The 21368-nt window shown below is 67.5% G+C and carries 18 protein-coding genes; 14 read left to right on the top strand and 4 right to left on the bottom strand.

Annotated elements, in window-relative coordinates:
* The first annotated feature begins 30 nt into the window (after positions 1 to 30).
* The gene (locus tag JIP62_RS08755) at positions 31 to 780 is read left to right on the top strand and encodes a DUF4908 domain-containing protein (protein ID WP_230974701.1); all 750 of its coding nucleotides are present in this window, start codon (positions 31 to 33) and stop codon (positions 778 to 780) included.
* Here JIP62_RS08755 and JIP62_RS08750 read toward each other — a convergent pair.
* Positions 777 to 1706 carry a hydroxymethylglutaryl-CoA lyase gene (locus JIP62_RS08750; protein WP_201101819.1) on the bottom strand — a complete coding sequence of 310 codons (930 nt, stop codon included), beginning with the start codon at positions 1704 to 1706 and terminating at the stop codon, positions 777 to 779. The two genes, JIP62_RS08755 and JIP62_RS08750, sit on opposite strands and share 4 nt — an antisense overlap.
* Entirely contained in the window at positions 1703 to 3382 is a 1680-nt protein-coding gene (locus tag JIP62_RS08745; RefSeq protein WP_201101818.1) for an ArnT family glycosyltransferase, read from the bottom strand. Before JIP62_RS08745 ends, JIP62_RS08750 begins: the two co-directional genes overlap by 4 nt.
* Before the next feature lie 99 nt (positions 3383 to 3481).
* Here JIP62_RS08745 and JIP62_RS08740 point away from each other — a divergent pair, with 99 nt between their 5' ends.
* The gene (locus JIP62_RS08740; protein ID WP_201101817.1) at positions 3482 to 4213 is read left to right on the top strand and encodes a glycosyltransferase family 2 protein; all 732 of its coding nucleotides are present in this window, start codon (positions 3482 to 3484) and stop codon (positions 4211 to 4213) included.
* A 165-nt stretch (positions 4214 to 4378) separates the two neighbouring features.
* Here JIP62_RS08740 and purH read toward each other — a convergent pair whose 3' ends face one another.
* A complete protein-coding gene (gene purH, locus JIP62_RS08735) occupies positions 4379 to 5983 on the bottom strand; it encodes a bifunctional phosphoribosylaminoimidazolecarboxamide formyltransferase/IMP cyclohydrolase (RefSeq protein WP_201101816.1) in 1605 nt (534 codons plus the stop codon).
* 150 nt (positions 5984 to 6133) lie between these two features.
* Here purH and JIP62_RS08730 point away from each other — a divergent pair, with 150 nt between their 5' ends.
* The 5 genes from JIP62_RS08730 to JIP62_RS08710 all read left to right on the top strand — a co-directional run bounded on the left by JIP62_RS08730 (position 6134) and on the right by JIP62_RS08710 (position 14605).
* Complete coding sequence (locus JIP62_RS08730; protein WP_201101815.1) at positions 6134 to 7270, top strand: AI-2E family transporter; 1137 nt, start codon at positions 6134 to 6136, stop codon at positions 7268 to 7270.
* 327 nt (positions 7271 to 7597) lie between these two features.
* Positions 7598 to 8428: an outer membrane protein gene (locus tag JIP62_RS08725; protein WP_230974700.1), complete on the top strand. Its 831-nt coding sequence runs from the start codon at positions 7598 to 7600 to the stop codon at positions 8426 to 8428.
* Between the two features lie 157 nt (positions 8429 to 8585).
* Positions 8586 to 13454, top strand: a complete 4869-nt coding sequence (locus JIP62_RS08720) for an NAD-glutamate dehydrogenase (protein ID WP_201101814.1) — start codon at positions 8586 to 8588, stop codon at positions 13452 to 13454.
* A 42-nt stretch (positions 13455 to 13496) separates the two neighbouring features.
* Entirely contained in the window at positions 13497 to 13964 is a 468-nt protein-coding gene (locus JIP62_RS08715) for a universal stress protein (RefSeq protein ID WP_201101813.1), read from the top strand.
* A 74-nt stretch (positions 13965 to 14038) separates the two neighbouring features.
* Positions 14039 to 14605: a NifU family protein gene (locus JIP62_RS08710; protein WP_201101812.1), complete on the top strand. Its 567-nt coding sequence runs from the start codon at positions 14039 to 14041 to the stop codon at positions 14603 to 14605.
* 189 nt (positions 14606 to 14794) lie between these two features.
* Here JIP62_RS08710 and JIP62_RS08705 read toward each other — a convergent pair whose 3' ends face one another.
* Positions 14795 to 16507: a hypothetical protein gene (locus JIP62_RS08705; RefSeq protein WP_201101811.1), complete on the bottom strand. Its 1713-nt coding sequence runs from the start codon at positions 16505 to 16507 to the stop codon at positions 14795 to 14797.
* Positions 16508 to 16703: 196 nt separating this feature from the next.
* On the opposite strand from JIP62_RS08705, the gene JIP62_RS08700 reads away from it, so the two are divergent.
* From JIP62_RS08700 to JIP62_RS08670, 7 genes are all read left to right on the top strand, one after another.
* On the top strand, positions 16704 to 17408 hold the full coding sequence (locus tag JIP62_RS08700; RefSeq protein ID WP_201101810.1) for a response regulator transcription factor: 705 nt from the start codon (positions 16704 to 16706) through the stop codon (positions 17406 to 17408).
* Entirely contained in the window at positions 17377 to 19023 is a 1647-nt protein-coding gene (locus tag JIP62_RS08695) for a sensor histidine kinase (protein WP_201101809.1), read from the top strand. Before JIP62_RS08700 ends, JIP62_RS08695 begins: the two co-directional genes overlap by 32 nt.
* A complete protein-coding gene (locus JIP62_RS08690; RefSeq protein WP_201101808.1) occupies positions 19020 to 19445 on the top strand; it encodes an HPr kinase/phosphorylase in 426 nt (141 codons plus the stop codon). The genes JIP62_RS08695 and JIP62_RS08690 overlap by 4 nt, the downstream gene beginning before the upstream one ends.
* A gap of 86 nt (positions 19446 to 19531) precedes the next feature.
* Positions 19532 to 19936 carry a PTS sugar transporter subunit IIA gene (locus JIP62_RS08685; protein WP_201101807.1) on the top strand — a complete coding sequence of 135 codons (405 nt, stop codon included), beginning with the start codon at positions 19532 to 19534 and terminating at the stop codon, positions 19934 to 19936.
* Complete coding sequence (locus tag JIP62_RS08680; RefSeq protein WP_201101806.1) at positions 19933 to 20220, top strand: HPr family phosphocarrier protein; 288 nt, start codon at positions 19933 to 19935, stop codon at positions 20218 to 20220. Before JIP62_RS08685 ends, JIP62_RS08680 begins: the two co-directional genes overlap by 4 nt.
* A gap of 87 nt (positions 20221 to 20307) precedes the next feature.
* A complete protein-coding gene (locus JIP62_RS08675) occupies positions 20308 to 20748 on the top strand; it encodes a VOC family protein (protein WP_201101805.1) in 441 nt (146 codons plus the stop codon).
* A 2-nt stretch (positions 20749 to 20750) separates the two neighbouring features.
* On the top strand, positions 20751 to 21359 hold the full coding sequence (locus JIP62_RS08670; RefSeq protein ID WP_201101804.1) for a DUF6655 family protein: 609 nt from the start codon (positions 20751 to 20753) through the stop codon (positions 21357 to 21359).
* The last annotated feature ends 9 nt before the right edge of the window (positions 21360 to 21368 follow it).

The following is a 21368-nucleotide window of genomic DNA, read 5'->3' as shown; positions in this document are numbered from 1 at the left end:
AGAACGACGGACAGGTCGGTCCTGCCCGCCATGGCGCTGTTCGCCATGGTGGTGACCATGCTTGTGGCCCAGGCCGTGCCCTCTACAGCGGCCGCCCAGATCCGCAGCAATGCCCAGGCGGAACAGAGCCGGGGCCTGCGTAATCGGCCATCATTGCCGGCCCAGCCCGGACCGGGGCGCTATATCTCCGAGACCGGCCAGGCCTTCGTTCTGGACCGGTCCGGCCAGCGCACCCTGATGCGGTTCGAGCAGGGGGCCGAGGTCTGGGTCCTGCGGCCCAGTCCGGCGCCGCGCGGCGACGTCATCTATCGCAATGACGCGGGCGATCAGGTGCTGCGGGTCACCCCCGACGGCGGAATGACGGTCTTCACCACCCGCGCCCCCCAGGGCACGCCGGTCGCATCGGCCGGGTCGGCTCCGTCTCTGTTGCCCCCGACCCTGACGGCGGTTCAGCTGTGGAATTTCATCGTCCGCCAGAGTGATCGCGCCAGCCGGGCCCTGGGGCGTCTGGTTGTGGTCGATGTGGATATCGAACCGGGGTCCGAGGCCGTGGCTGCCGATGCCCTGAGCACGGCCGTCGACGCCATTGCCCGCATGGCGCGGTCGGCCACCCTGCGCCGCGAGGTGGCCCAGGTGCGGCGCATCCTGGTCAGCGACGAGGGGCGCCCCTCCGTCTCCTTTTCGCAGGGCACGCTGCGGATCACCATCGATGCCGACGCCGGCTATGCCGGCCGCCCGTCTTCGGCACGTATCGTCCGCGTGATCGCCGAGGGCGGCTAGACCGGCCAGGGCCCTGCGCGGCTGAGGGCGCTGGGGGTCGGACGGCCGATGGCCTGGCCGATCCAGCGCGCGGTCTCGATCAGGGCGTCCAGATCGTAACCGGTCGGGAAGCCGGCCCGCTCCAACATATAGACCAGGTCTTCGGTGGCGATATTGCCGGTTGCGCCCGGCGCAAAGGGACACCCGCCGATGCCGCCGACCGAGGCGTCCAGCACATCGACCCCCGCCTCCACCGCCGCATAGGCATTGGCCAGGCCCGTGTTGCGGGTGTCGTGAAAATGCAGGCGCAGGACGGCCTCCGGCGCAGCGGCGCGGGCGGCCTCGATCTTTTGGGTCACGCTCCAGGGATCGCCGACGCCGATGGTATCGGCCAGAGCGATCTCGGCGACGCCGAGAGCCGCAATGCGACCGACCAGATCAGCGACCTGATCGGTGCCGACCTCGCCGTCGAAGGGGCAACCCCAGACGCAGCTGATTGTGGCCGACAGCGAGGGCGAACCCCCGCGCTCCGACGGGGCATTGGCGCGGCCCGCCAGGATGTCGGCCAGCATGCCAACCTGCTGATCGACCGACAGGCCCTGATTTTTCAGGCCGAAGCCGTCGGTGGCGCTCAGGGCCACATTGACCTCGTCCACGCCGGTTCCCAGGGCGCGATCATAGCCCCTGCCGTTCAGGACCAGGCCGATCCGGCTGTGGCCCGGCGCCGGGGGCAGGGCCGCCATCACCTCTTCGGCCCCGGCCATCTGGGGCACATATTTCGGATGCACGAAGCTGACCGCCTCGATCCGGCGCGCGCCTGCCGCCTCCAGCCGACTTACGAAATCGGCCCGCACGGCTGGATCCAGCACCGTTTTTTCGTTCTGAAGCCCGTCACGGGGGCCGACTTCGACGATCTGGATGGGGCGACGGCCCTTTGCGGCGGTCATTCGGAGGTCCCGGTGCCGGTCCGGGTCCCCGGTGGGGCATAGACGGTCAGGCTGACGTCATCGCCGCTGGAATAGTTCTGGCCCGTCACCGTGCCGACCGCACGGCCCATGACGCCCAGATCCGAAGACGCCGCCCGGAACGCCTCTGCGTCGCGCGCTTCCACGATGACCGGTCGTCCCTGGGCCAGGGCCCGCGCGGCCCCTGCCGCATCGGTCAGCTGCGTGTCACGCCCGGTCAGGAAGACAAAGCTCGGCTCATGGAAGGTGGTGATGGCGATCGGTCCCGGCACACGGCCCTGGCTGGGGTCAAGGCCGGCCTGCTCCAGGGTTTTGACCAGTTGCGGGGCGATCGACAGCGGGCGCAGCTGGCGGATCGTTCCGGCCAGGGCGGCATGGGCGATGATTCCCATGATCAGGGACGCCAGGATCGCGGTCACCGCCTCCCTGTTCAGCAGGAGGAAGGCCCCGACCGCCGCCGCCGCCGCCGCCGACACGATGGTGAGGGTCGCCCAGGTCTGAGCCGTCGAGGTGCCGAACTCGGTCAGGCCATAGATTGTGATGCCGATGATCAGGGTGGCGGCAAAGACCGCCAGAACCGCGCCGGTGATCCGCGACACCCGGCCGATCGGCTGCATAAGGGCCGCCGCCGCCAACAGGGCCAAGGCCCCGAAGGTCGGCAGGGTATAGTGCCACAGCTTGGTCGGGGCGATCTCGAAGATCAGCCAGGCCGGAACCAGCCAGCAGACCAGAAACCTCACCGCAGGCTCGGCGCGCCTGTGCCAGGCGGTCGACAGGGCGGCCGGCAGCATCAGGGTGGCGGGAAACAGCAGCAGGGGCGACAGCACCAGATACATGCCCGGAAAACCGCCGTGACTTTCGGCGGCGCCGGTGACCTTGGGGGCCAGATCGCCGCCGATCGCCTCACGCCAGAATCCGCCGTCGGTGGCGATGGTGATGGCAATGGCCCAGGGGCCCACGATCAGCGCCACCAGTGGCAGGCCCCAGCCCCAGCCCAGCCGCTTCAGCCAGCCGATGTCGCGGTCCCAGGCCGACAGGGCAATCATGGCGGGCACCACGACGATCAGGCTGATCGGCCCCTTGATCAGGATCGAAAGGCCCAGCCCCAGCCAGAAGGCAAATTTATAGGGGCGGATCGGCGCTTCACCTGCCCGGTGCGCCATATAGATACGCGCCAGCGCCGCCATGGCCAGGGTCACCGACCCGCACAGCATGGCATCCGTCTTGGCAATCCCGGCTTCTGAGGACAGCAGGAAGGTTGCGCCCAGCATGGCCCCGGCCAGGAAGCCTGCCCGCCGGCCGAACAGGGCGGCTCCGGCCCAGGCGACAGCGGCAGCGGCAAGCATGGCCCCCAGGATCGACGGGATGCGATAGGGGGCGATGTCGCGCGCCTCGACCGAGGACGTCACGGCCACGGCGGCCGCCTGCATCCAGTAGATTCCGATCGGCTTCTTCCAGCGGGGGTCCTCCTGGAAGCGGATGTCGACATAGTCGCCGCTCTCCAGCATCTGGGAGGTCGCCTGGGCATAGCGGCTTTCGTCGCGGTCCAGCGGCGGCAGCAGCAGGAGGCTGGGCAGGCCTGCAATCAGGGCCACCAGGGCCGCCAGCAGGGGGCCACGCCATCCGGCGATCCACAGGTCGAAGTCGGGTCTTGTCATGGGACCTTCCTAACATGGTCGCTGCCGGAACGTCAGCGGCCTCGCAGCGTGGCCGTGGCGCCCTCCCGCATCGTCGAAAAACCCGTTACAGACCCGCCCATGAGCCAAGCAGCCAGCCCTGATATCTCCGTTGTCGTCCCCGTCCATGACGAGGCGGGTGCCGCCGCTGCCCTGGCGCGCGAGATCGCGGACGCCTTTTCCGGCCGGTCCTATGAGATGATCTTCGTCGATGACGCCAGCCGGGACACGACCCTGGCCGAGCTCCGCGCCCTGCAGGCGGAACTGCCGATGTTGCGGGTGCTTAGCCACGGCTCGAATGCCGGTCAGAGCCGCGCCGTGAGAACCGGGGTCCTGGCCGCGCGTGGGGCGCTGATCCTGACCCTGGACGGCGACGGCCAGAATCCGCCCGCCGATGGTCCCGCCCTGATCGATCTGCTGTCGGCCTCGCCTTCGACGGTGGGGATGGTCGGCGGGCGGCGTGCCAGCCGGATGGATTCGGAGGCCAAGCGCTGGGCCTCGCGCTGGGCCAACCGTATTCGGCGGCGGCTGCTGGGCGATGACGCGGACGATACCGGCTGCGGGCTGAAGGCCTTCCGCCGCGACGTCTTCCTGCGCCTGCCCTATTTCGATCACCTGCACCGCTATCTGCCCGCGCTGATGATCCGCGAGGGGTATCAGAACCTCTATGTCGACGTGGGCCACCGGCACCGCGAGACCGGCCGGTCGAAATATACCAACTGGGGCCGCCTGCGCGCCTCGATCTCGGACCTTCTGGGCGTGATGTGGCTGAAGTCCCGCTCGCGACGCCCCGGCGCGATCTCCGAATTTTAAGGAGGGGCGCTACGCCTTCGCAAGAAGCGGGCGCTACGCTCGGCTCGCGGAGCCTCGCTGCTTGAGCGCCGATACCCTGTGGCCAAGCCGCGCGAAACCGCAGCAGCCGACCTCGCGCTCAAGTCGCGAGCGACCGCGTCGCGAGCATAGCGCCCCCTCTTAGGTTTAATGCCGGAAGACGCGGACGCCGGTGAAGGCCATGGCCAGACCCGCTTCGTCGGCGGCGGCAATGACCTCGGCATCGCGCATCGAGCCGCCCGGCTGGATCACCGCGGTGGCTCCGGCGGCGGCCGCCTCGATCAGGCCGTCGGCAAACGGGAAGAAAGCCTCGGACGCACAGGCGGACCCCTGCGCCAGGGAATGGGCCAGGCCTTTCGCCTCTCCGGCCTCGCGGGCGCGGATGGCGGCAATGCGGGCCGAGTCGCGGCGGTTCATCTGGCCCGCGCCGATCCCGGCAGTCTGGCCGTCCTTGGCATAGACGATGGCGTTGGACTTGACGTGCTTGGCCACAGTGAAGGCGAACAGCATGTCCTCGATCTCCTGCGGCGTGGGCTGGCGGCGCGTGACGATCTTCAGGTCCGCTGCCGTGATCCGACTGCGGTCGCGCCCCTGCACTAGGAAGCCGCCCGCGACCGAGCGGAAGACTTCGCCCGCCGCCAACGGATCGGGCAGGCCGTCGGTGATCAGAAGACGCAGGTTCTTCTTGGCGGCAAAAACCTGACGGGCCTCCTCGTCGGCCCCCGGGGCGATGACGACCTCGGTGAAGATGTCGGTGATGGCGCGCGCATCGGCTCCGTTCAGCGGACGGTTGACGGCGATCACCCCGCCAAAGGCGGAAACGGCGTCGCATTCCAGGGCGCGGGCATAGGCCTGGGACAGGTCCGCACCGACCGCCACGCCGCAGGGGTTGGCGTGTTTGACGATGACGCAGGCCGGGGCGTCGAATTCGGCGACCAGCTCATAGGCGGCGTCGGCATCGGCGATGTTGTTATAGCCCAGTTCCTTGCCCTGGATCTGCTGGGCATGGGCGACGCCGGGACGGGCCTCTCCCGTGCGATAGAAGCTGCCGGTCTGATGCGGGTTCTCGCCATAGCGCAGGGTCTGGGCCAGCGTTCCGGCAATGGACCGGCGGGCCGGGGCGGGGTCTTCGACTTGGCCGGCGAACCAGCCGGAGACCGCAGCGTCATAGGCGGCGGTCCGGGCGAAGGCGCGCGCCGCCAGCCGCTTGCGCAGGGCCAGTGAGGTCGTGCCGTCGGCTTTCAGCGCCTCGACGATCCAGCCGATGGATTCGCCATCCACCGCGACCGCGACATAGCCGTGGTTCTTGGAGCCCGAGCGGATCATCGCCGGCCCACCGATGTCGATGTTCTCGACCACTGCATCGAAACCACCGCCAGAGGCCACGGTGGATTCGAACGGATAGAGATCGACCCAGACGATATCGATCGGACCGATGCCGTGGGTGGTCATGGCCAAGGCATGATCGGCAGCGTCGCGCACGCCCAGCAGCCCGCCATGCACCACCGGATGCAGGGTCTTGACCCGCCCGTCCATCATTTCGGGAAAACCGGTCAGATCGGCCACGTCCTTAACCGGCAGGCCAAAACCGGCGATCGCCGCGCGCGTGCCGCCGGTCGAAACCAGTTCGACCCCAGCGTCATGCATCGCCCGCGCCGCCTGTTCCAGCCCGGTCTTGTCCGACAGGGAGATCAGGGCACGGACCGGGCGGACGGCGTCGGGCGCGGGCGGAAAATCAGGAGCAGCGGGCATGGCGGTATGTTCCGGCGAAGGCGGCAAAGGGGGAGGGGCGCGGTGGCCGCCTCCTAGCATTCTGTGCGTGGCATGCCATCCCCGAACACGGTGCCGGAGGGGCTGGATAGACCATTGACGCGGCATCGCGCCGCACCGACAAGTCGCCGGATGAAAGACGCCATCGCCGTTCCCACCTCGACCGTCTCGCGCAATGCGCTGGTGTTGCTGGCCTGCGTTGCGTGCGGGGCCGCGCTGTTCTGGCTGCGGGGGATACTCACGCCTCTGGCCATGGCGCTGTTCCTGCTGATCATGATCGACGGCGTGAAACGCTCGATCCAGGAACGATTGAAGGTGCCGTCCCACATTGCGGGGATTGCCGCCCTCGTCGCGGTCGTCCTGGCGTTCTTCGGGGCCATCGCCATCATTGCCAACGGTGCCCTGGGGTTCTTCGGCGAGGCGTCGGGAGTGTCGGCCAATATCGGCCCGCGCATCGATCGGATCATCCAGGATGGTGCCGCCCTGTTCGGACTGCAGGAACAGGCTCCAACGGCCTCGGACCTGATCGCGCAGCTTGATGTCCGCCCCTATCTGGCCCAGGCCGCGACACAGGTGCAGAGCGTCCTTGGCGGGGCTTTCTTCGTGCTGGTCTATCTGGGATTCCTTCTGGCGGCCCAGTCGGGGTTTCAGCGCAAGATCGTCTCCATGTTTCCCCGCCGCGCGGCCCGTGACGAGGCGGTCGAGGTGTTCCGGCGGGTCCGGTCCGGCGTGGAGGGCTATCTCTGGGTCCAGACCGTTACCGGCATCATGATCTGCGCGGCCGCCTGGGCGCTCATGCGGGCCGTCGGTCTCCAGAATGCCGAGTTCTGGACCTTCGTCATCTTCATCGTCGGTTTCATCCCGGTTCTGGGCGGCGCGGTCGCGGGGCTGGCACCGCCCCTGTTCGCCCTGGTGCAGTTCGAAAGCTATTGGCCCGCGCTGATCCTGCTGGGCGGGCTTCAGGCCATTCTGTTCATCGTCGGCAACTTCATCCAGCCGCGCATGCAGGGTGAGAACCAGAACATCGACCCCGTCGTGGTCCTGCTGTCGCTGGCGCTATGGGGTCAGCTGTGGGGCGTGGTGGGCATGTTCCTGTCCACACCGCTGGCGGTGATGGCCATGGCCATCCTGGCGGAGTTCAAGGGAAGCCGTTGGGTGGCCATCCTGATGTCCGGCGACGGCGAACCCTATGCCGATGAGCCCGCCGCGAAGTCGTCCCGAAAGCCCCGCGTCAAGGCGCCGCAGTCGGAAGCGTCCGAGCAGGGCTGAAGGCCCTTGAACCTTTTGGCGCAGGGCCCATTTCCATCCTGTCGGCGCGGCACCCCTCCCCTCCTGGCCGCGACGATGTGAGGTCGGTGCACTCCCCCCTCCTGTACCGACCCAAGCAGGCCGCCGGACGAAAGTTCGGCGGCCTTGTTCTTTTGTGGCTCCGACGACGGCGGGGGCCGGTGGTGTGAATTTGCCACAGTCGGCGCGTGCGAAGCCCGGGCTCCTTAAAACCGCCAACCGGTCTGGAACAGTCAAGCCGAGCCCACGTTCTCGCCGCTGGTAGGGCACTTTTCGAAACGCTCCCCAGCGGGGCAGAGGAACAGACTGATGAAAACAATGATTTCTGCGGCGTCGCTGGCGCTCCTGGTCGTCGCGGGCGCTTCGCCCGTCCTGGCCCAGGACTGGTCCGGCCCGTACGTCGGCGTCTACGGCGGCTATCTGGAAACCGGCGAGGAAGAAGACGAGCGTCTGATCTTCGACCGCGATTTCGATGGCCAGTTCGACGACACTGTCGTCCTGAACGGCACCAACAACAGCGCCTTCAGCCCCGGTTCCTGCGACGGCGTGGGCCTGAGCAACAGCGCCGCCGGTGGCTGTGATTCCGACAGCAACGGCGTCGAAGGCGGCGTTCGCGCCGGTTGGGACTGGCAGTTCGGCAACTTCGTCGTCGGTGGCGTCGCTGAAATCAGCGCCGTGAAGTCCGAGGACAGCGTGACCTCGTTCAGCACCACCCCGGCCTCCTACATCATCACCAGCGAAATCGAGCACATGGCCGCCCTGCGCGCCCGTCTCGGCTACGCCTTCGGTCCGGTGCTGGTCTATGGAACGGGCGGCGCCGCCTATGCCAAGGTCAACAACAGCTTCTACACCACCAACGGTGCCAACACCTTCACCGCTCGCACGGATGAAGACGATGCCGACGGTTATCAGGCCGGTGCCGGCATGGAGTGGAAACTGGCTCCGAACCTGAGCCTGGTGGGCGAGTATCTGTACACCAGCCTGGAAGCCGATCCCTATGTGATCCGCGTCGGACCGGGCACGGCCCCTGCGACCAACCCCTTCATCCTGCCGCCGAACACGGCTGGTACGGACCTGCGTCGCAGCAACGACAACTATGACATTCACGCCTTCCGCATCGGCATGAACGTCAGCTTCTAAACCTTTCGAACGGGCTCGCCCATCGAAGGAAGGAAGGCCGGAACCGGGCGACCGGGTCCGGCCTTCGACGTTTTCCGGCTTCCCGAGACGCTTGTGACGGCCTAACCATCGCGCTTGAGACAGCGGTGCCAAGCCGCGCCACCCAGAGACCCTGCCCATGTCCGGCGAAGCCCATGCCCCGATCCCTCAGCCGATCACGCTGGAGGCGCTGGGGCGGGCGTTTGCCACAGCGCTCGGTCGCAGCGGCGGCCCGGACGCGGTCCAGACGGATTTCCTGACCCAGGCGCTTGAAGACTACGTCGCCGATGAAACCCCGGAAATCGACGGCGCTGATCTGGCGGCGGTCCTGGCTACTGCCTGGAAGGCGGGCGAAGGCCGGGCCCACGGCGAAGCGGCGCGAATCAGCATCGGCCCGCTGACCGGTTCGGGCGGGCGACGCGCGGCCTATGACCTGATCCAGATCATTCAGGACGACCGCCCCTTCCTGGTCGACAGTGTCATGGGCGAGTTGGCCGAGCGCGGCGTCACGGCGCGCGGCATGTTCCACCCGGTGGTCGAGATGGGCGGGGGCCGGACGTCCGTCATCGTGATCGTGGCCGATCCTCTGTCGCAGGAGCGGCGCGACGAACTGGGCGAGGGTCTGGCCGCGACCCTGGCTGACGTGGGAACCTCGGTCAGCGATCACGAGGCGATGAACGCCCTGATGACCCGCTCGATCGCCCAGTTGCGGACCTCGCCTCCGCCGATCGACGCGGCCACGGTCGAGGAAACGATCGCCTTCCTGGCTTGGCTGAATGCCGACCATTTCGTCTTCCTGGGCGCCCGCGACTATGACTATCCGCGCACCGGTGACGGAGATTACGAAGCCGAAGCCCCGCTCAGCCTGTCGGGTGAGGGGCTGGGGGTGCTGCGCGATCCGGAACGCACCGTCCTGCGGCGCGCCAATGAACCGGCCGTTCTGACCAAGTCGATGAAGCGGCAGCTGGACCTGTCGGAACCGGTGACGGTGGCCAAGGCCAACATCCGGTCCCGCGTCCATCGCCGTGCCTATATGGACTATGTGGGGGTCAAACGTTACGGCCCGGATGGCCGGGCCTCGGGCGAGACCCGCTTTGTCGGCCTGTTCACGGCCGAAGCCTATGACCGGGCGGCCGGCGAAGTGCCGCTGGTCCGGCGCAAGGTCGCCAATGCCCTGGCCCGCGCGGGCAAGGCAGCCGGAAGCCACAACCACAAGCGCCTCAAGAATATTCTCGAGAATTATCCTCGCGACGAGCTGTTCCAGATCAGCGAGGACGAACTGCTGCGCATCGCTTCGGGCATCCTGCATCTGTACGATCGGCCGCGGATCCGCATCTTCTCGCGTCGGGACCCCTTCGACCGGTTCGTCTCGGTCCTGACCTTTATTCCGCGCGAGCGGTTCGACGCCTCGGTGCGCGAGCGGATCGGGCGGATTCTGGCGCGGGCCTGGGGTGGCCGTCTGTCGGCCTGGTATCCGCAGCTGTCGGATGCGCCGCTGGTGCGCATCCACTACATCATCGGGGTTACGCCGGGCGAGCATCCCTGTCCCGACCATGCCGCTCTGGAAGCGGAAGTGGCCGAGGCCGGACGCGGCTGGGTCGAACGGTTCGAAAGCGCTGTGCGCGCCGCCGACATCGAGGAGACTCAGGTCGGGCCGCTGAGCGCCCGCTGGGCCGAGGCCTTCGGGGCCGGCTACCGGGATCGCTACGAGGCGGCCGAGGCCGTCGAGGATTTGACCCAGTTCGACCGGCTGAACGACAGCGGCCTGCTGGACGGGGGCGAACCGGTTGCCGTGCGGGCGTTCCGCACACGGTCAGACACGCCGCTGCAGTTCCGCTTCAAGCTGTATCGCCGTGGGGCCGCCGTGCCTCTGTCCGATGTCCTGCCGATCCTGGCGGACATGGGGCTGAAGACGCTTGAGGAATGGGGCCATGCCGTCACGCCGACCGGGGGGCAGCCCATCCATGTGCACGAATTCCTGCTGGAAGACCCGCGCGGCGCAGACCTGAATTTTGCCGACGTCAAGGAGACGTTCGAGGCTGCGGTGTCCGCCGTCTGGACGGGCCGGACCGAGAGCGACGGTTTCAACCGCATGGTCCTTGAGCTGGGTGTCGACTGGCGCCAGGCCGCCCTGATCCGCACCCTGGCCCGCTATCGCCAGCAGACCGGACTGGACCCCAGCCAGGCGGTGCAGGAGGAGGCGCTTCGCGACTATCCGGCCGTGGCGCGGGCGATCCTGTCGCTGTTTGCCTGCAAGTTCGATCCGGTGGGACCGGCCCAGGCCGAGCGTGAAGCCCATGCGGCGGAACTGGTCGAGAAGATCAACGCCCTGCTCCAGGAGGTGAAGAGCCTGGATCACGACCGGGCCCTGCGCCGCCTGTCCCTGCTGGTGCAGGCGATCAAGCGGACCAACTTCTATCAAACCGGGCCCGATGGCGAGCCCAAGCCCCACATCTCGATCAAGATCGCCTCGCGCGAGCTGGACGACCTGCCCCTGCCCAAGCCCTATCGCGAGATTTTCGTGTGGGCCCCGCATATCGAGGGGGTGCATCTGCGCTTCGGCCCGGTGGCGCGCGGCGGCCTTCGCTGGTCCGACCGCCGCGACGACTTCCGCACCGAGGTGCTGGGCCTGGTCAAGGCGCAGCAGGTCAAGAATGCGGTGATCGTGCCGGTCGGTTCCAAGGGGGGCTTCTATCCCAAGGGTCTGCCCGCCATCGTGCGCTCGGGCGGCGACCGCGACGCCCAGCAGGCCGAAGCCATCCGCGCCTACAAGACCTTCCTGTCGGGTCTGTTGGACATCACCGACAACCTGGCCGCCGATGGATCGGTCATTCACCCGGCCAATGTCATCGCCTGGGAGGGGGACGACCCCTATCTGGTCGTGGCGGCGGACAAGGGCACGGCCACCTTCTCGGACATCGCCAACGGGGTGTCGCGCGACTATGGCTTCTGGCTGGACGATGCTTTCGCCTCGGGCGGGTCGGTCGGTTATGACCACAAGGTCATGGGCATCACGGCCCGCGGTGCCTGGGAGGCGGTCAAGCGCCACTTCCGCGAGGCGGGCAAGGACATTCAGACCGAGCCCTTCACCGTCGTCGGCGTCGGCGACATGAGCGGCGACGTCTTCGGCAACGGCATGCTGCTGTCCAAGGCGATCCGTCTGGTCGCCGCCTTCGACCACCGCGACATCTTCATCGACCCCAATCCCGATCCGGCCACCAGCTGGATCGAGCGGGATCGGATGTTCAAGCTGCCGCGCTCGTCCTGGGCCGACTATGACACCCGCCTGATCTCGGCGGGCGGAGGCGTCTTTTCGCGCAGCGCCAAGTCGATCCAGCTGTCGCCCGAAATCAAGGCGGCGCTGGACATCAGCGACGACGTCCTGGATCCCGCCAGCCTGATGAAGGCCATACTGAAGGCCCCGGCCGAGTTGCTGTATCTCGGCGGCATCGGCACCTATGTGAAGGCCCCCCACGAAAGCGATCTGCAGGTTGGCGACAAGGCCAATGACGCCATCCGCGTCGATGCAGGCGAGCTGAGGGTCAAGGTTGTCGGGGAGGGAGCCAACCTCGGTCTGACCCAGGCCGGGCGCATCGCCTTTGCCCAGGCCGGCGGCCGGATCAACACCGACGCCATCGACAACTCCGCCGGGGTCGACAGCTCCGACCATGAGGTCAACATCAAGATCCTGACCGGGACGGCGATCGCCTCAGGAAATCTGAAGGCTGAGGATCGCGACGCCCTGCTGGCCTCGATGACGGACGAGGTCGGGCTGAAGGTGCTGGTGCACAACTATGACCAGACCTTGGCCATCAGCCTGCAGGAGGCCGAGGGTCCGGGCGGACTGGATGCCCAGGTTCGCTTCATGCAGGCGCTGGGCGCGCGGGGCAAACTGGACCGCAAGGTCGAGGGTCTGCCCGACGATACCCGCCTCGCCGAAATGCGGGCGACGGGCGCGGCCCTGACCCGGCCGGAGCTCGCCGTTCTGACGGCCTACTCCAAGATCGAGCTGTTCGACGAAATCGTCGCCTCGACAGCCCCGGACGATCCCTTCTTCGAAGAGACGCTCGTCCGCTATTTCCCGGAGCCGCTGGCGCGCTTCCAGGAGGACATGAAGCGGCACCGGCTGCGGCGCGAGATCGTCTCGACCGTCATGGCCAATGAGATCGTCAACATGGCCGGGGCGACCTTCCCCGACCGGCTGAAGCAGAGCGCGGAGTGCGACACGGCGGCCATGGTCGTCGCCTTCGAGGCGGCAAGGCGCGTCTTCAGACTGGACGAGGCCTGGGATGCGGTCTCGGGCCTGGACCTGAAGATCACGGCAGAGGCCCAGATGGCCCTTTATGGCGAGATCGCCACGGTCCTGCGTCGCCAGACCTCCTGGCTGGCGCGGCGCGCGGCGCAGCAGGGCACCTCGGTCGGGGGACTGATCGCCACCTATCGTCCGACGGCCGACACCCTGCGCCAGGCCGGAGGCGACGTCCTTTCCCGGTTCGAACAAGGGCGTCTGGAGGCGAGGGTGGCTGCCTTTACCGACCTTGGGGCTCCGGCTGAACTGGCGGCGACCGTCGCCCTGCTGCGGCCCATGGTGGCCACGGCGGACATTGGCGATCTGGCCCGCGAGGCCGGCTGGGGTGCGCCCGAAATGGCCCGGTTGTATCATCAGGTTGGCGCGGCCTTCGACTTCGACCGGCTTCGCGCGGCGGCGGGTCAGGTGCCCTCTCTGGACCATTTCGACCGTCTGGCGGTGCGTCGCCTGATCCGGGATCTGATGTCGGAGCAGATGATGCTGACTCGTGCCGTGGCGCGGGCGACGGATGCTTCGGTCGGCCGGGACGAGGCGACGGCCGAGGCGGCGGTCGACGCCTGGATCGGCCCGAAGCAGGCCCTGGTCGAGGGCGTTCGCGCCTCGGTCGACGAGATCGAGGCTTCTGGCCTGGGTTGGACCTTCGCCAAGCTGACCATTGCCAACAGCACGATCCGCGATGTTGCGGCGGCCGTGGGATGACGAGGGCCGCAGCCGCCGCGGCAGGCAAACGGAGGCCCGCCCATGCCGCGTAAGTTCCTGGTGATCGCGGACGACAGTCCCGAGTTCGAGGCGGCGCTGCGCTACGCGGCGCGGCGGGCGCGATCGACCGGCGGGCGGGTGGCCCTGCTGCGGGTCATTCCTCGCGGACTGGATGCTCACTGGTCCGGAGCCCGTGACGACATCGAACGTGAACTGCGCACCGAGGCCGAAGCCCTGCTGCAGCGGCTGGGGCAGGAGGCGGCCGAGCGGTCGGGAGCTTCGCCGCTTTTCCTGATCGAACAGGGCGAGCCTCAGGCTGCCATCCGCAAGGTCGTTGGCGAGGACCCCGAGATCAAGATCCTGGTCCTGGCCTCGGCTGGCGGGGGCCGCGCACCCGGTCCCCTGGTCTCAGCCGTTCTGAAACAGGGCGCGGCCTTCACCGGGCGCAAACTGCCCGTCACGATCGTTCCGGGCGAGCTGACCGAGAAGGACATCGAGGATCTGGCCTAGGCCCCTCGCCGCCGGTGGCGAACGGAAAGGCCCGAGGTCTTGAAGCTGGGGTCTGCAAGGCGCATCTGGGCCCCATGTTCATCCAGACCGAACCAACCCCGAACCCGAACGTCCTGAAATTCCTGCCCGGTCGGGACGTCGCGCCCGAGGGGCCCATCGAGTTCCGCTCGATCGACGAAGCCACTGCGTCTGCCCTGGCCGAGACTCTGTTTCAGCTGGAGGGGGTGGAGGGCGTCTTCTATGGCTCCGACCACATCTCGGTGACCCGCGTGGCCCAGGGCCCGGAGTGGGTGCAGATGAAGGCCCCGATCCTGGCGGCCATCATGGACCATTTCGTCTCGGGCGAGCCTCTGATGCGCGGGACGGCCGGGTCTGCGGACGGCCACGCCGGTGGGGGAGACGACAGCGAGATCGTCGTCGAGATCAAGGCCCTGCTGGATAGCCGGATCCGCCCGGCCGTCGCCCAGGATGGCGGCGACATCCTGTTTGATGCCTTCGACGAGGCGTCAGGCGTTCTGTCGCTGCGGATGCGCGGTGCCTGTGCCGGCTGCCCGTCCTCGTCTGCCACGCTGAAGGCCGGGGTCGAGCAGATGATGCGCCACTATGTGCCCGAGGTGACCCGGGTCGAGCAGGTTCTCTGAATCACTTTTGTTCCGTCATTCCGGGGCTTGGCGCAGCCGAGAACCCGGAACCCAGGACCGCCTCGCGGACTTTGAAGCGCCTTCCAATGCCCTAGCTGCCCTCCTGGGTTCCGGGTTCGCTCTGCGAGCGCCCCGGAATGACGGTGATTCAGAGGTTAAGATGCGAGAGGCGTTGAACGTCTAATCAATCTAGGCCGCCAGGCCCGCCGCCTTGATGAGCGGCTTCAGCGGCCCCATCGCTTCCGGCGTAGCGGACAGGGCGGCACGCGTTTCGGGCGCCCGCATCAGACGAACCGCTTCGGCGCGCGCACGCTCGGTCACCGGACCCACAGGCGCCGTCTCGCCCGCTGCCAGCCGCAGAAGGGCTTGCAGCTTCTGCGGCACCGGGACGGCGGCACGCACGATCTGGCCGATGATCCGGCTCTCGCCTTCGATGACGCCGCCGACATGACCGATGGCGGCCGAAACCTGAGCAAAGTCGGCTTCCGACAACCCGGCTCCGGCTGCGGTGCGCTGCAGGCCGGCCAGAACGATCAGCCGCTGGGGCACAGGCTGTGCCGACTGACGCAGTTCGGTCTCGAACCGCAGGGAGGTGACGCAGGCGACCAGCCAGCGCGCGGCCGAACGCTTGTTTCCGGTGCCGGTGACGTTTTCGCACAGTCGGGTCAGACGCTCGGCCTCGCACATCACGGTCTCGCACCCGGCCACATAGGAGGCGACGAAGTCGGCAGTGATCAGGCTCTTGGACCGTTCGGCGAAGGCGGTCTGGACCTCTTCCAGGGTCAGGAGACGCCCCGCCGTTGCCGTCAGGGCCAGGGCCAGGGTCCGCAGAATCTCGATCTCGCCGGCCGCATCGCGAGGCCGCAGACGGCGCGGCGACATCAGCTCGCGCAGGACCATCCGCGCCAGAACCGAGGCCAGCATCGGGAACTCGCCTGCCTCCATCCGCGCGCCCAGGCGCACGGCCGGTCCGTCAACGGGCGGGATCTGCAGCCGCAGGCGCGTATCCTCGGCGATCATGGCGTCGATCTCGCGCGGGGCGACCATGCGGACGACGGCGGCCAGACTGGCCCCCTGATCCAGGGATGGCCCAAGGATGTCGGCCAGGGCGGTGCGGCTGGACAGCAGTTCGGACAGAATCTGCTCTATGGCGACCATGACGATGGCGCGGGGTGCGCCGTCCATCGGTGCGCGGTCGGCCAGGGCCATCAGCCGCTCCAGACGCGCACGAGCCCCCTTCAATCCGGCCAGGGCCCCCGACACCACACCCCCCATGACGAAGGCACGATCGGGTACGCCGACCAAGCGATGCGCAAGGTCGGCCAGCGACACATTGTCGAGACTGGGGAAAGCCTGACGACGCCCCGCGCCGATCAGCCGCTCGATCGTCTGGTCCGCCAGTTTCTGATAGTGGCGAAGCAGCTCGTGCACGGGCTGGCCCACGGCCTGGCTCTCGGGAATGGCCACCTTCTGCATCGCATGCTGAAGCTCCACGCCCGAGGCCTCCAGCCGCTCGGCCAGATCGGGGCGGTGCAGCAGTTCGAACGGCGTTGCCCCCTGGCGGGCCAGCCAGTCTTCCAGCACCCGTCCGATCAGCTCGCGGGCATGGGGGGCATAGAGGTCGGCGGGTGCATTGCACTGGGGCCCGACATGGTCGTCCGCCACCACCCGCTTGCGCTTGATCTCTGGCGCACCCTTGGTCAGCAGGGTCAGGCTGGTGAACTCCATGGTGGCGGTGTCCAGGGTCTCCTTGGTCACGCGCACGGCAGCGGCGCGGTCGTCGCGCAGCATGTCTTCGGCGGTCTGGGTCGCAACGGTCCGGTCCTCCGTCGCCATCAGCAGGGACCAGGGCGCGGGAGCCGTCTTGCGGATATAGACTTCGTAGTGGACGGGACCGGCCATGACGCCTTCAACGCTGTACAAGCGCGCAGGATGGCACCACAGGCTTTAAGACGGCGTTTCACGCCCCATATGGCGATGATGGGTGCGCGGTCGTATTGTGACCGCGATTCCATAAGAACGGTTACGCTTGTCACGCGTTCGGACATCGTACGTTCAGCCGGCTGGCCTCCGATAGGCCGTGAATGAGGAGAGCCCCTTGGCCAACATCACCCTGGTCGACGACGACGAGAATATCGTTGCCTCCGTCTCCCTGGCGCTGGAGAGCCATGGCCACAAGGTCACCGCCTATCATGACGGGGCCACCGGCCTGGAGGCGCTGGAACAGTCACCTCCCGATCTGACGATCCTGGACGTCAAGATGCCCCGCATGGATGGCATGGAGGTGCTGCGCCGCCTGCGCCAGACCTCCCAGATCCCGGTGATCATGCTGACGTCCAAGGACGAAGAGATCGACGAAATCCTGGGCTTCAACCTGGGGGCCGACGACTACATCACCAAACCCTTCAGCCAGCGGCTGCTGATCGAGCGGGTCAAGGCGCTGCTGCGCCGTTCGGGTGTCGATGGCGGTGAGGCCGAAGCCTCGGCCGACAACTCGACCAAGGCCATCAAGCGCGGCAAGCTGACCATGGACCCTGCGCGTCACGAGTCCACCTGGGACGGCAAGGCGGTCAAGCTGACCGTGACCGAGTTCCTGCTGCTCCAGGCCCTGGCCCAGCGGCCCGGCTTCGTGAAGAGCCGCGACAATCTGATGGACGCCGCTTACGACGATCAGGTCTATGTCGACGATCGGACCATCGACAGCCACGTCAAACGGATGCGAAAGAAGTTCCGGGTGGTCGATCCCGAGTTCGACGCGATCGAGACCCTGTATGGCGTCGGATATCGTTACCGCGAAAGCTGAGGCCACGGCGCCGTCCGAGCCCCTTCGGGGTGAGGGCAAACGCCGGGGCCGCCTGTTCCGCTTCGGGGGCTCCCGACTCGGCGGGCTGATCCTGGCGCTGAACCTGCTCAGTCTGATGATCCTGTTCGGTGGGGCGCTGGCGCTCAACGAATGGGATCGCGGCCTCGTGGAGGCCCGCCAGGAATCCCTGACCGTCCAGGCCGAGCTGCTGTCGAATGTGCTGGGCGAGCTGGGGATCACGGAAGGCGAGCCCGTTCCGGTGTTGGACGGGCTGGCGGCCGCTCAGTGGCTGAGGGACAATTTCATTCCCCAGGGTCAGCGCGCCCGCCTTTACGACATCGACGGCGTGCTGGTGGTCGACAGCTATGTCGTGTCCGAGACGATCGGCGGCAGCAATCTCCCGCCCGCCCTGCCGGCCGGTACGCCGCCTGAACCCGTCCAGCCGGAAGCCGAGGCCAAGGAGGCTGCCCGGTCCGAACGTGCCCGCGCCCAACTGGCCGCCGAGGTCGAGGCGGCCCTGGCCGGCACGCCCCAGGCCGGCGTGCGTCTGTCGGAGGCGGGCGAGCGGGTGGTGTCGGTGTCCATCCCGGTGCGTCACGTCCGCCAGGTTCTGGGGGTGCTGACGCTGGAAGCGGGCGATGTCGATGCCATCCTGTCGGCCCAGCGCCGGGCCCTGGTCCCCTTCGCCCTGGTGGCCCTGGCTGTCTCGCTCTTTTCGTCGCTGTTGCTGCATGTCTTCGTGGCGCGGCCGGTGATGCGGCTTTCGGCTGCGGCCGATCAGGTGCGGATGCAGCGCGCGCGCGCCATCTCTCTGCCCGACCTTGAAGATCGCAAGGATGAAATCGGCGATCTGGCTCGTTCGCTCGAGACCATGACCCTGGCCCTGTCCGACCGGATGGATGCGATCGAGCGGTTCGCTGCCGACGTCAGCCACGAGATCAAAAACCCCCTGACCTCCATCCGCTCTGCGCTGGAGACCCTGGATCTGGTCAAGGACAAGAGCCAGAGAGAACGCCTGACGGCCCTGCTGCAGGCCGATGTACGCCGACTGGATCGCCTGATTACCGATATCTCCAACGCCTCGCGGCTGGATGCCGAGCTGTCGCGCGACCGGCCCCGGGCGGTCGATATGGGCCGATTGCTGACCGAGATTGTGGGCGTCTATCAGACCACGCTGAAGCCGGGCGAGCCTGCGGTGCGATTGGCGCCGCTGCCGGCGGAAGCCACGCGCGTGCTGGGCCGAGACGGCCCCTTGGGTCAGGTCGTCCGCAATCTGATCGACAATGCCCGTTCGTTCAGTCCGGCGGACAGTGAGGTGCGTGTGGCGCTCAGTCGCGATGCGGCCGATCCGGACCGGCCACTGCGTATCGTGGTCGAGGACGACGGCCCCGGTATCCCGTCCGAAAACCTGGAGACGGTGTTCGAGCGATTCTATACCTCCCGGCCCAAGGGAACCGCCTTCGGGGCCAACTCCGGCCTTGGCCTGTCGATCGTGCGTCAGATCGTGGAGGCCCATGGCGGCAAGGTCTGGGCCGTCAATCGCAAGGCCGAAGACGACACGGTCCAGGGCGCGCGGTTCGAGATCAACCTGCCCCTGCCGGGACGGCGCGCATGACGACACAGGCCCTGCATGGCACCACCGTTGCCTACCGTGGCCTGGACGGTTGGCGCGGCCTTATGATCACCGGGCCGTCCGGGGCGGGCAAAAGCGACCTGGCCCTGCGGTTGATCGCCCGTGGCTGGCGGCTGGTCGCCGACGACTACACCCATGTCTGGGCCTCCGGCGGCTCGGCCTATGCGACGGTCCCGCACAGTATCGCAGGCCAGATCGAGGCCCGAGGGGTGGGCATCGTCCCGGCACCGACACTTGGTCTGGTCCGGCTGGCACTGCTGATCGAGCTGTCGTCCATCACAGCCGAGCGCTTGCCCGAACCCCAGTTCCGGACCGTTGCGGGGATATCCCTGCCCTTCATTCAGCTCGATCCGCGGCCCGCCTCGGCAGTCGAAATCGCGACATCGGCCATCGTCCGGCTTTAACCGGGCTCCGCTTTGGGTTATCGGACGCGGCTTGCGCGCGTATCGGACGCAAGCCGCTGGGGGGCGCTGACTTTGGTGAAGCCTTCATGATCGGGCTGGTGATTGTCACCCACGGGGGCCTGGCCACCGAATTTCTGGCGGCCATGGAGCATGTGGTCGGCCCGCAGCGCGGGGTCGCGGCCATCTGCATCGGGCCGGAAGACGATATGGAACGCCGGCGGCGCGACATTGTCGATGCGGCCGCGGCGGTGAACGATGGCGACGGCGTCATACTGCTGACCGACATGTTCGGCGGCACGCCCTCCAACCTGGCGATTTCGGTGATGGAACAGACCCACGCCGAGGTGATTGCCGGGCTGAACCTGCCCATGCTGATCAAGCTGGCCAGCGTCCGGGTCCGCGAGCCGCTGGAGACCTGTGTCGCCCATGCCCAGGATGCGGGCCGCAAATACATTTCCGTCGCGTCCTGGCTGCTGGCAGGTGAGAAATGAGCGCGGGCCCGTCCCCCATCGTGGCGACCGCCGACATCTGCAACAGCCGGGGACTGCACGCCCGTGCCTCGGCGAAATTCGTGAAGCTGGCGTCCAGCTTCGACGCTGAAATCCACGTCACTCGCGACGGCGTGACCGTGGATGCGCGCTCGATCATGGGGCTGCTGATGCTGGGGGCCGGCAAGGGCTGCGGCATCGAGATTTCCGCCGCCGGTCCGGATGCGGAACCCGCGATCAAGGCGCTGACGGATCTGATCGCCCGGCGGTTCGACGAGGACCAATGATCGCGCGTTACGCGATTTGACTGATTATTGACCCCTTCAGCGGCTATATCGCCCCTGCCCGCCATCTCTCCCCGGACGGACCCGAGCATGCGTTATCTGCACACCATGGTCCGCGTGACCGACCTGGACGCCTCCCTGCGGTTCTATGTGGACCTGCTGGGACTTCAGGAGGTCCGTCGTCTGGAAAATGAGGCCGGGCGCTATACCCTGGTGTTTCTGGCGGCTCCGAAGGATCTGGACCGGTCTGCGGCTGAACGGTCGCCCGAGGTCGAACTGACCTTCAACTGGGATCCCGAACCCTATGATGGCGGCCGCAACTTCGGTCATCTGGCCTACAAGGTCGACGACATCCATGCGGCCTGCCAGCGGCTGATGGACGGTGGCGTGGTCATCAACCGTCCGCCGCGCGACGGCCGCATGGCCTTTGTCCGTTCGCCGGACGGCATCTCGATCGAACTGCTGCAGGAGGGCGAGCCTCTGTCGCCGGCCGAGCCCTGGATTTCCATGCCCAATACCGGGACCTGGTAGCCATGCGCGTTGCCGCCGTGATGCTGATGGGACTGCTGGCCACGGCCTGCGCCTCCACCTCCGAAACCTATCCTTCGCGCACGGCCACGGAACAGCTGCTGGTTGCCCGCGCGGCAGATGAGGCCGTCGAAGGCCTGACCGTGCCGGTCCCCAAGACATCGCGCATCTTCGTCGACGACGCCTATTTCCGGGCCGAAAACGCCGCCTATGCCGTCAGCGCCATTCGCGGAGCCCTGTCTGCGGCGGGTCATGCCCTGGCCAGCAACCGCGCCGACGCCGATGTGATCTTCGAGGTTCGCGCCGGGGCGCTGTCCATCGAGCAGATGCGCCGCGTTTTTGGCATCCCCGAGGTCCGGGTGCCGATCAACGACAGCTTCAACGTCGTTTCAGTGCCCGAGCTGTCGATCTACAGCCGCCGCGACCGGGTCGGGGTGGCCGAGTTTTCGGGCTTTCTCTACGACGCCAAGACCGGGGCGCCTCTGGGGGCCGTGGTGCCGATGACAGGCGAGTTCCGCATCCGCCGGCACAATTTCCTGATGATCTTCGCCTGGGGCCAGCAACGGATCGATCCGGGCGACCGTGATCCGGGCGACAGCTGGCGGGAGTTTTAATGAGGCGGT

Source organism: Brevundimonas vitisensis (genome assembly GCF_016656965.1).
GTDB lineage: Bacteria > Pseudomonadota > Alphaproteobacteria > Caulobacterales > Caulobacteraceae > Brevundimonas > Brevundimonas vitisensis.
This window is presented reverse-complemented; position numbering and strand designations above follow the sequence as displayed.

Bases quoted from the DNA above. Each gene is read 5' to 3' on its own strand.
- JIP62_RS08755 (WP_230974701.1), top strand. From the start codon at position 31: ATGGCGCTGTTCGCCATGGTGGTGACCATGCTTGTGGCCCAGGCCGTG.
- JIP62_RS08750 (WP_201101819.1), bottom strand. From the start codon at position 1,706: ATGACCGCCGCAAAGGGCCGTCGCCCCATCCAGATCGTCGAAGTCGGC.
- JIP62_RS08745 (WP_201101818.1), bottom strand. From the start codon at position 3,382: ATGACAAGACCCGACTTCGACCTGTGGATCGCCGGATGGCGTGGCCCC.
- JIP62_RS08740 (WP_201101817.1), top strand. From the start codon at position 3,482: ATGAGCCAAGCAGCCAGCCCTGATATCTCCGTTGTCGTCCCCGTCCAT.
- purH (WP_201101816.1), bottom strand. From the start codon at position 5,983: ATGCCCGCTGCTCCTGATTTTCCGCCCGCGCCCGACGCCGTCCGCCCG.
- JIP62_RS08730 (WP_201101815.1), top strand. From the start codon at position 6,134: ATGAAAGACGCCATCGCCGTTCCCACCTCGACCGTCTCGCGCAATGCG.
- JIP62_RS08725 (WP_230974700.1), top strand. From the start codon at position 7,598: ATGAAAACAATGATTTCTGCGGCGTCGCTGGCGCTCCTGGTCGTCGCG.
- JIP62_RS08720 (WP_201101814.1), top strand. From the start codon at position 8,586: ATGTCCGGCGAAGCCCATGCCCCGATCCCTCAGCCGATCACGCTGGAG.
- JIP62_RS08715 (WP_201101813.1), top strand. From the start codon at position 13,497: ATGCCGCGTAAGTTCCTGGTGATCGCGGACGACAGTCCCGAGTTCGAG.
- JIP62_RS08710 (WP_201101812.1), top strand. From the start codon at position 14,039: ATGTTCATCCAGACCGAACCAACCCCGAACCCGAACGTCCTGAAATTC.
- JIP62_RS08705 (WP_201101811.1), bottom strand. From the start codon at position 16,507: ATGGCCGGTCCCGTCCACTACGAAGTCTATATCCGCAAGACGGCTCCC.
- JIP62_RS08695 (WP_201101809.1), top strand. From the start codon at position 17,377: ATGGCGTCGGATATCGTTACCGCGAAAGCTGAGGCCACGGCGCCGTCC.
- JIP62_RS08690 (WP_201101808.1), top strand. From the start codon at position 19,020: ATGACGACACAGGCCCTGCATGGCACCACCGTTGCCTACCGTGGCCTG.
- JIP62_RS08685 (WP_201101807.1), top strand. From the start codon at position 19,532: ATGATCGGGCTGGTGATTGTCACCCACGGGGGCCTGGCCACCGAATTT.
- JIP62_RS08680 (WP_201101806.1), top strand. From the start codon at position 19,933: ATGAGCGCGGGCCCGTCCCCCATCGTGGCGACCGCCGACATCTGCAAC.
- JIP62_RS08675 (WP_201101805.1), top strand. From the start codon at position 20,308: ATGCGTTATCTGCACACCATGGTCCGCGTGACCGACCTGGACGCCTCC.
- JIP62_RS08670 (WP_201101804.1), top strand. From the start codon at position 20,751: ATGCGCGTTGCCGCCGTGATGCTGATGGGACTGCTGGCCACGGCCTGC.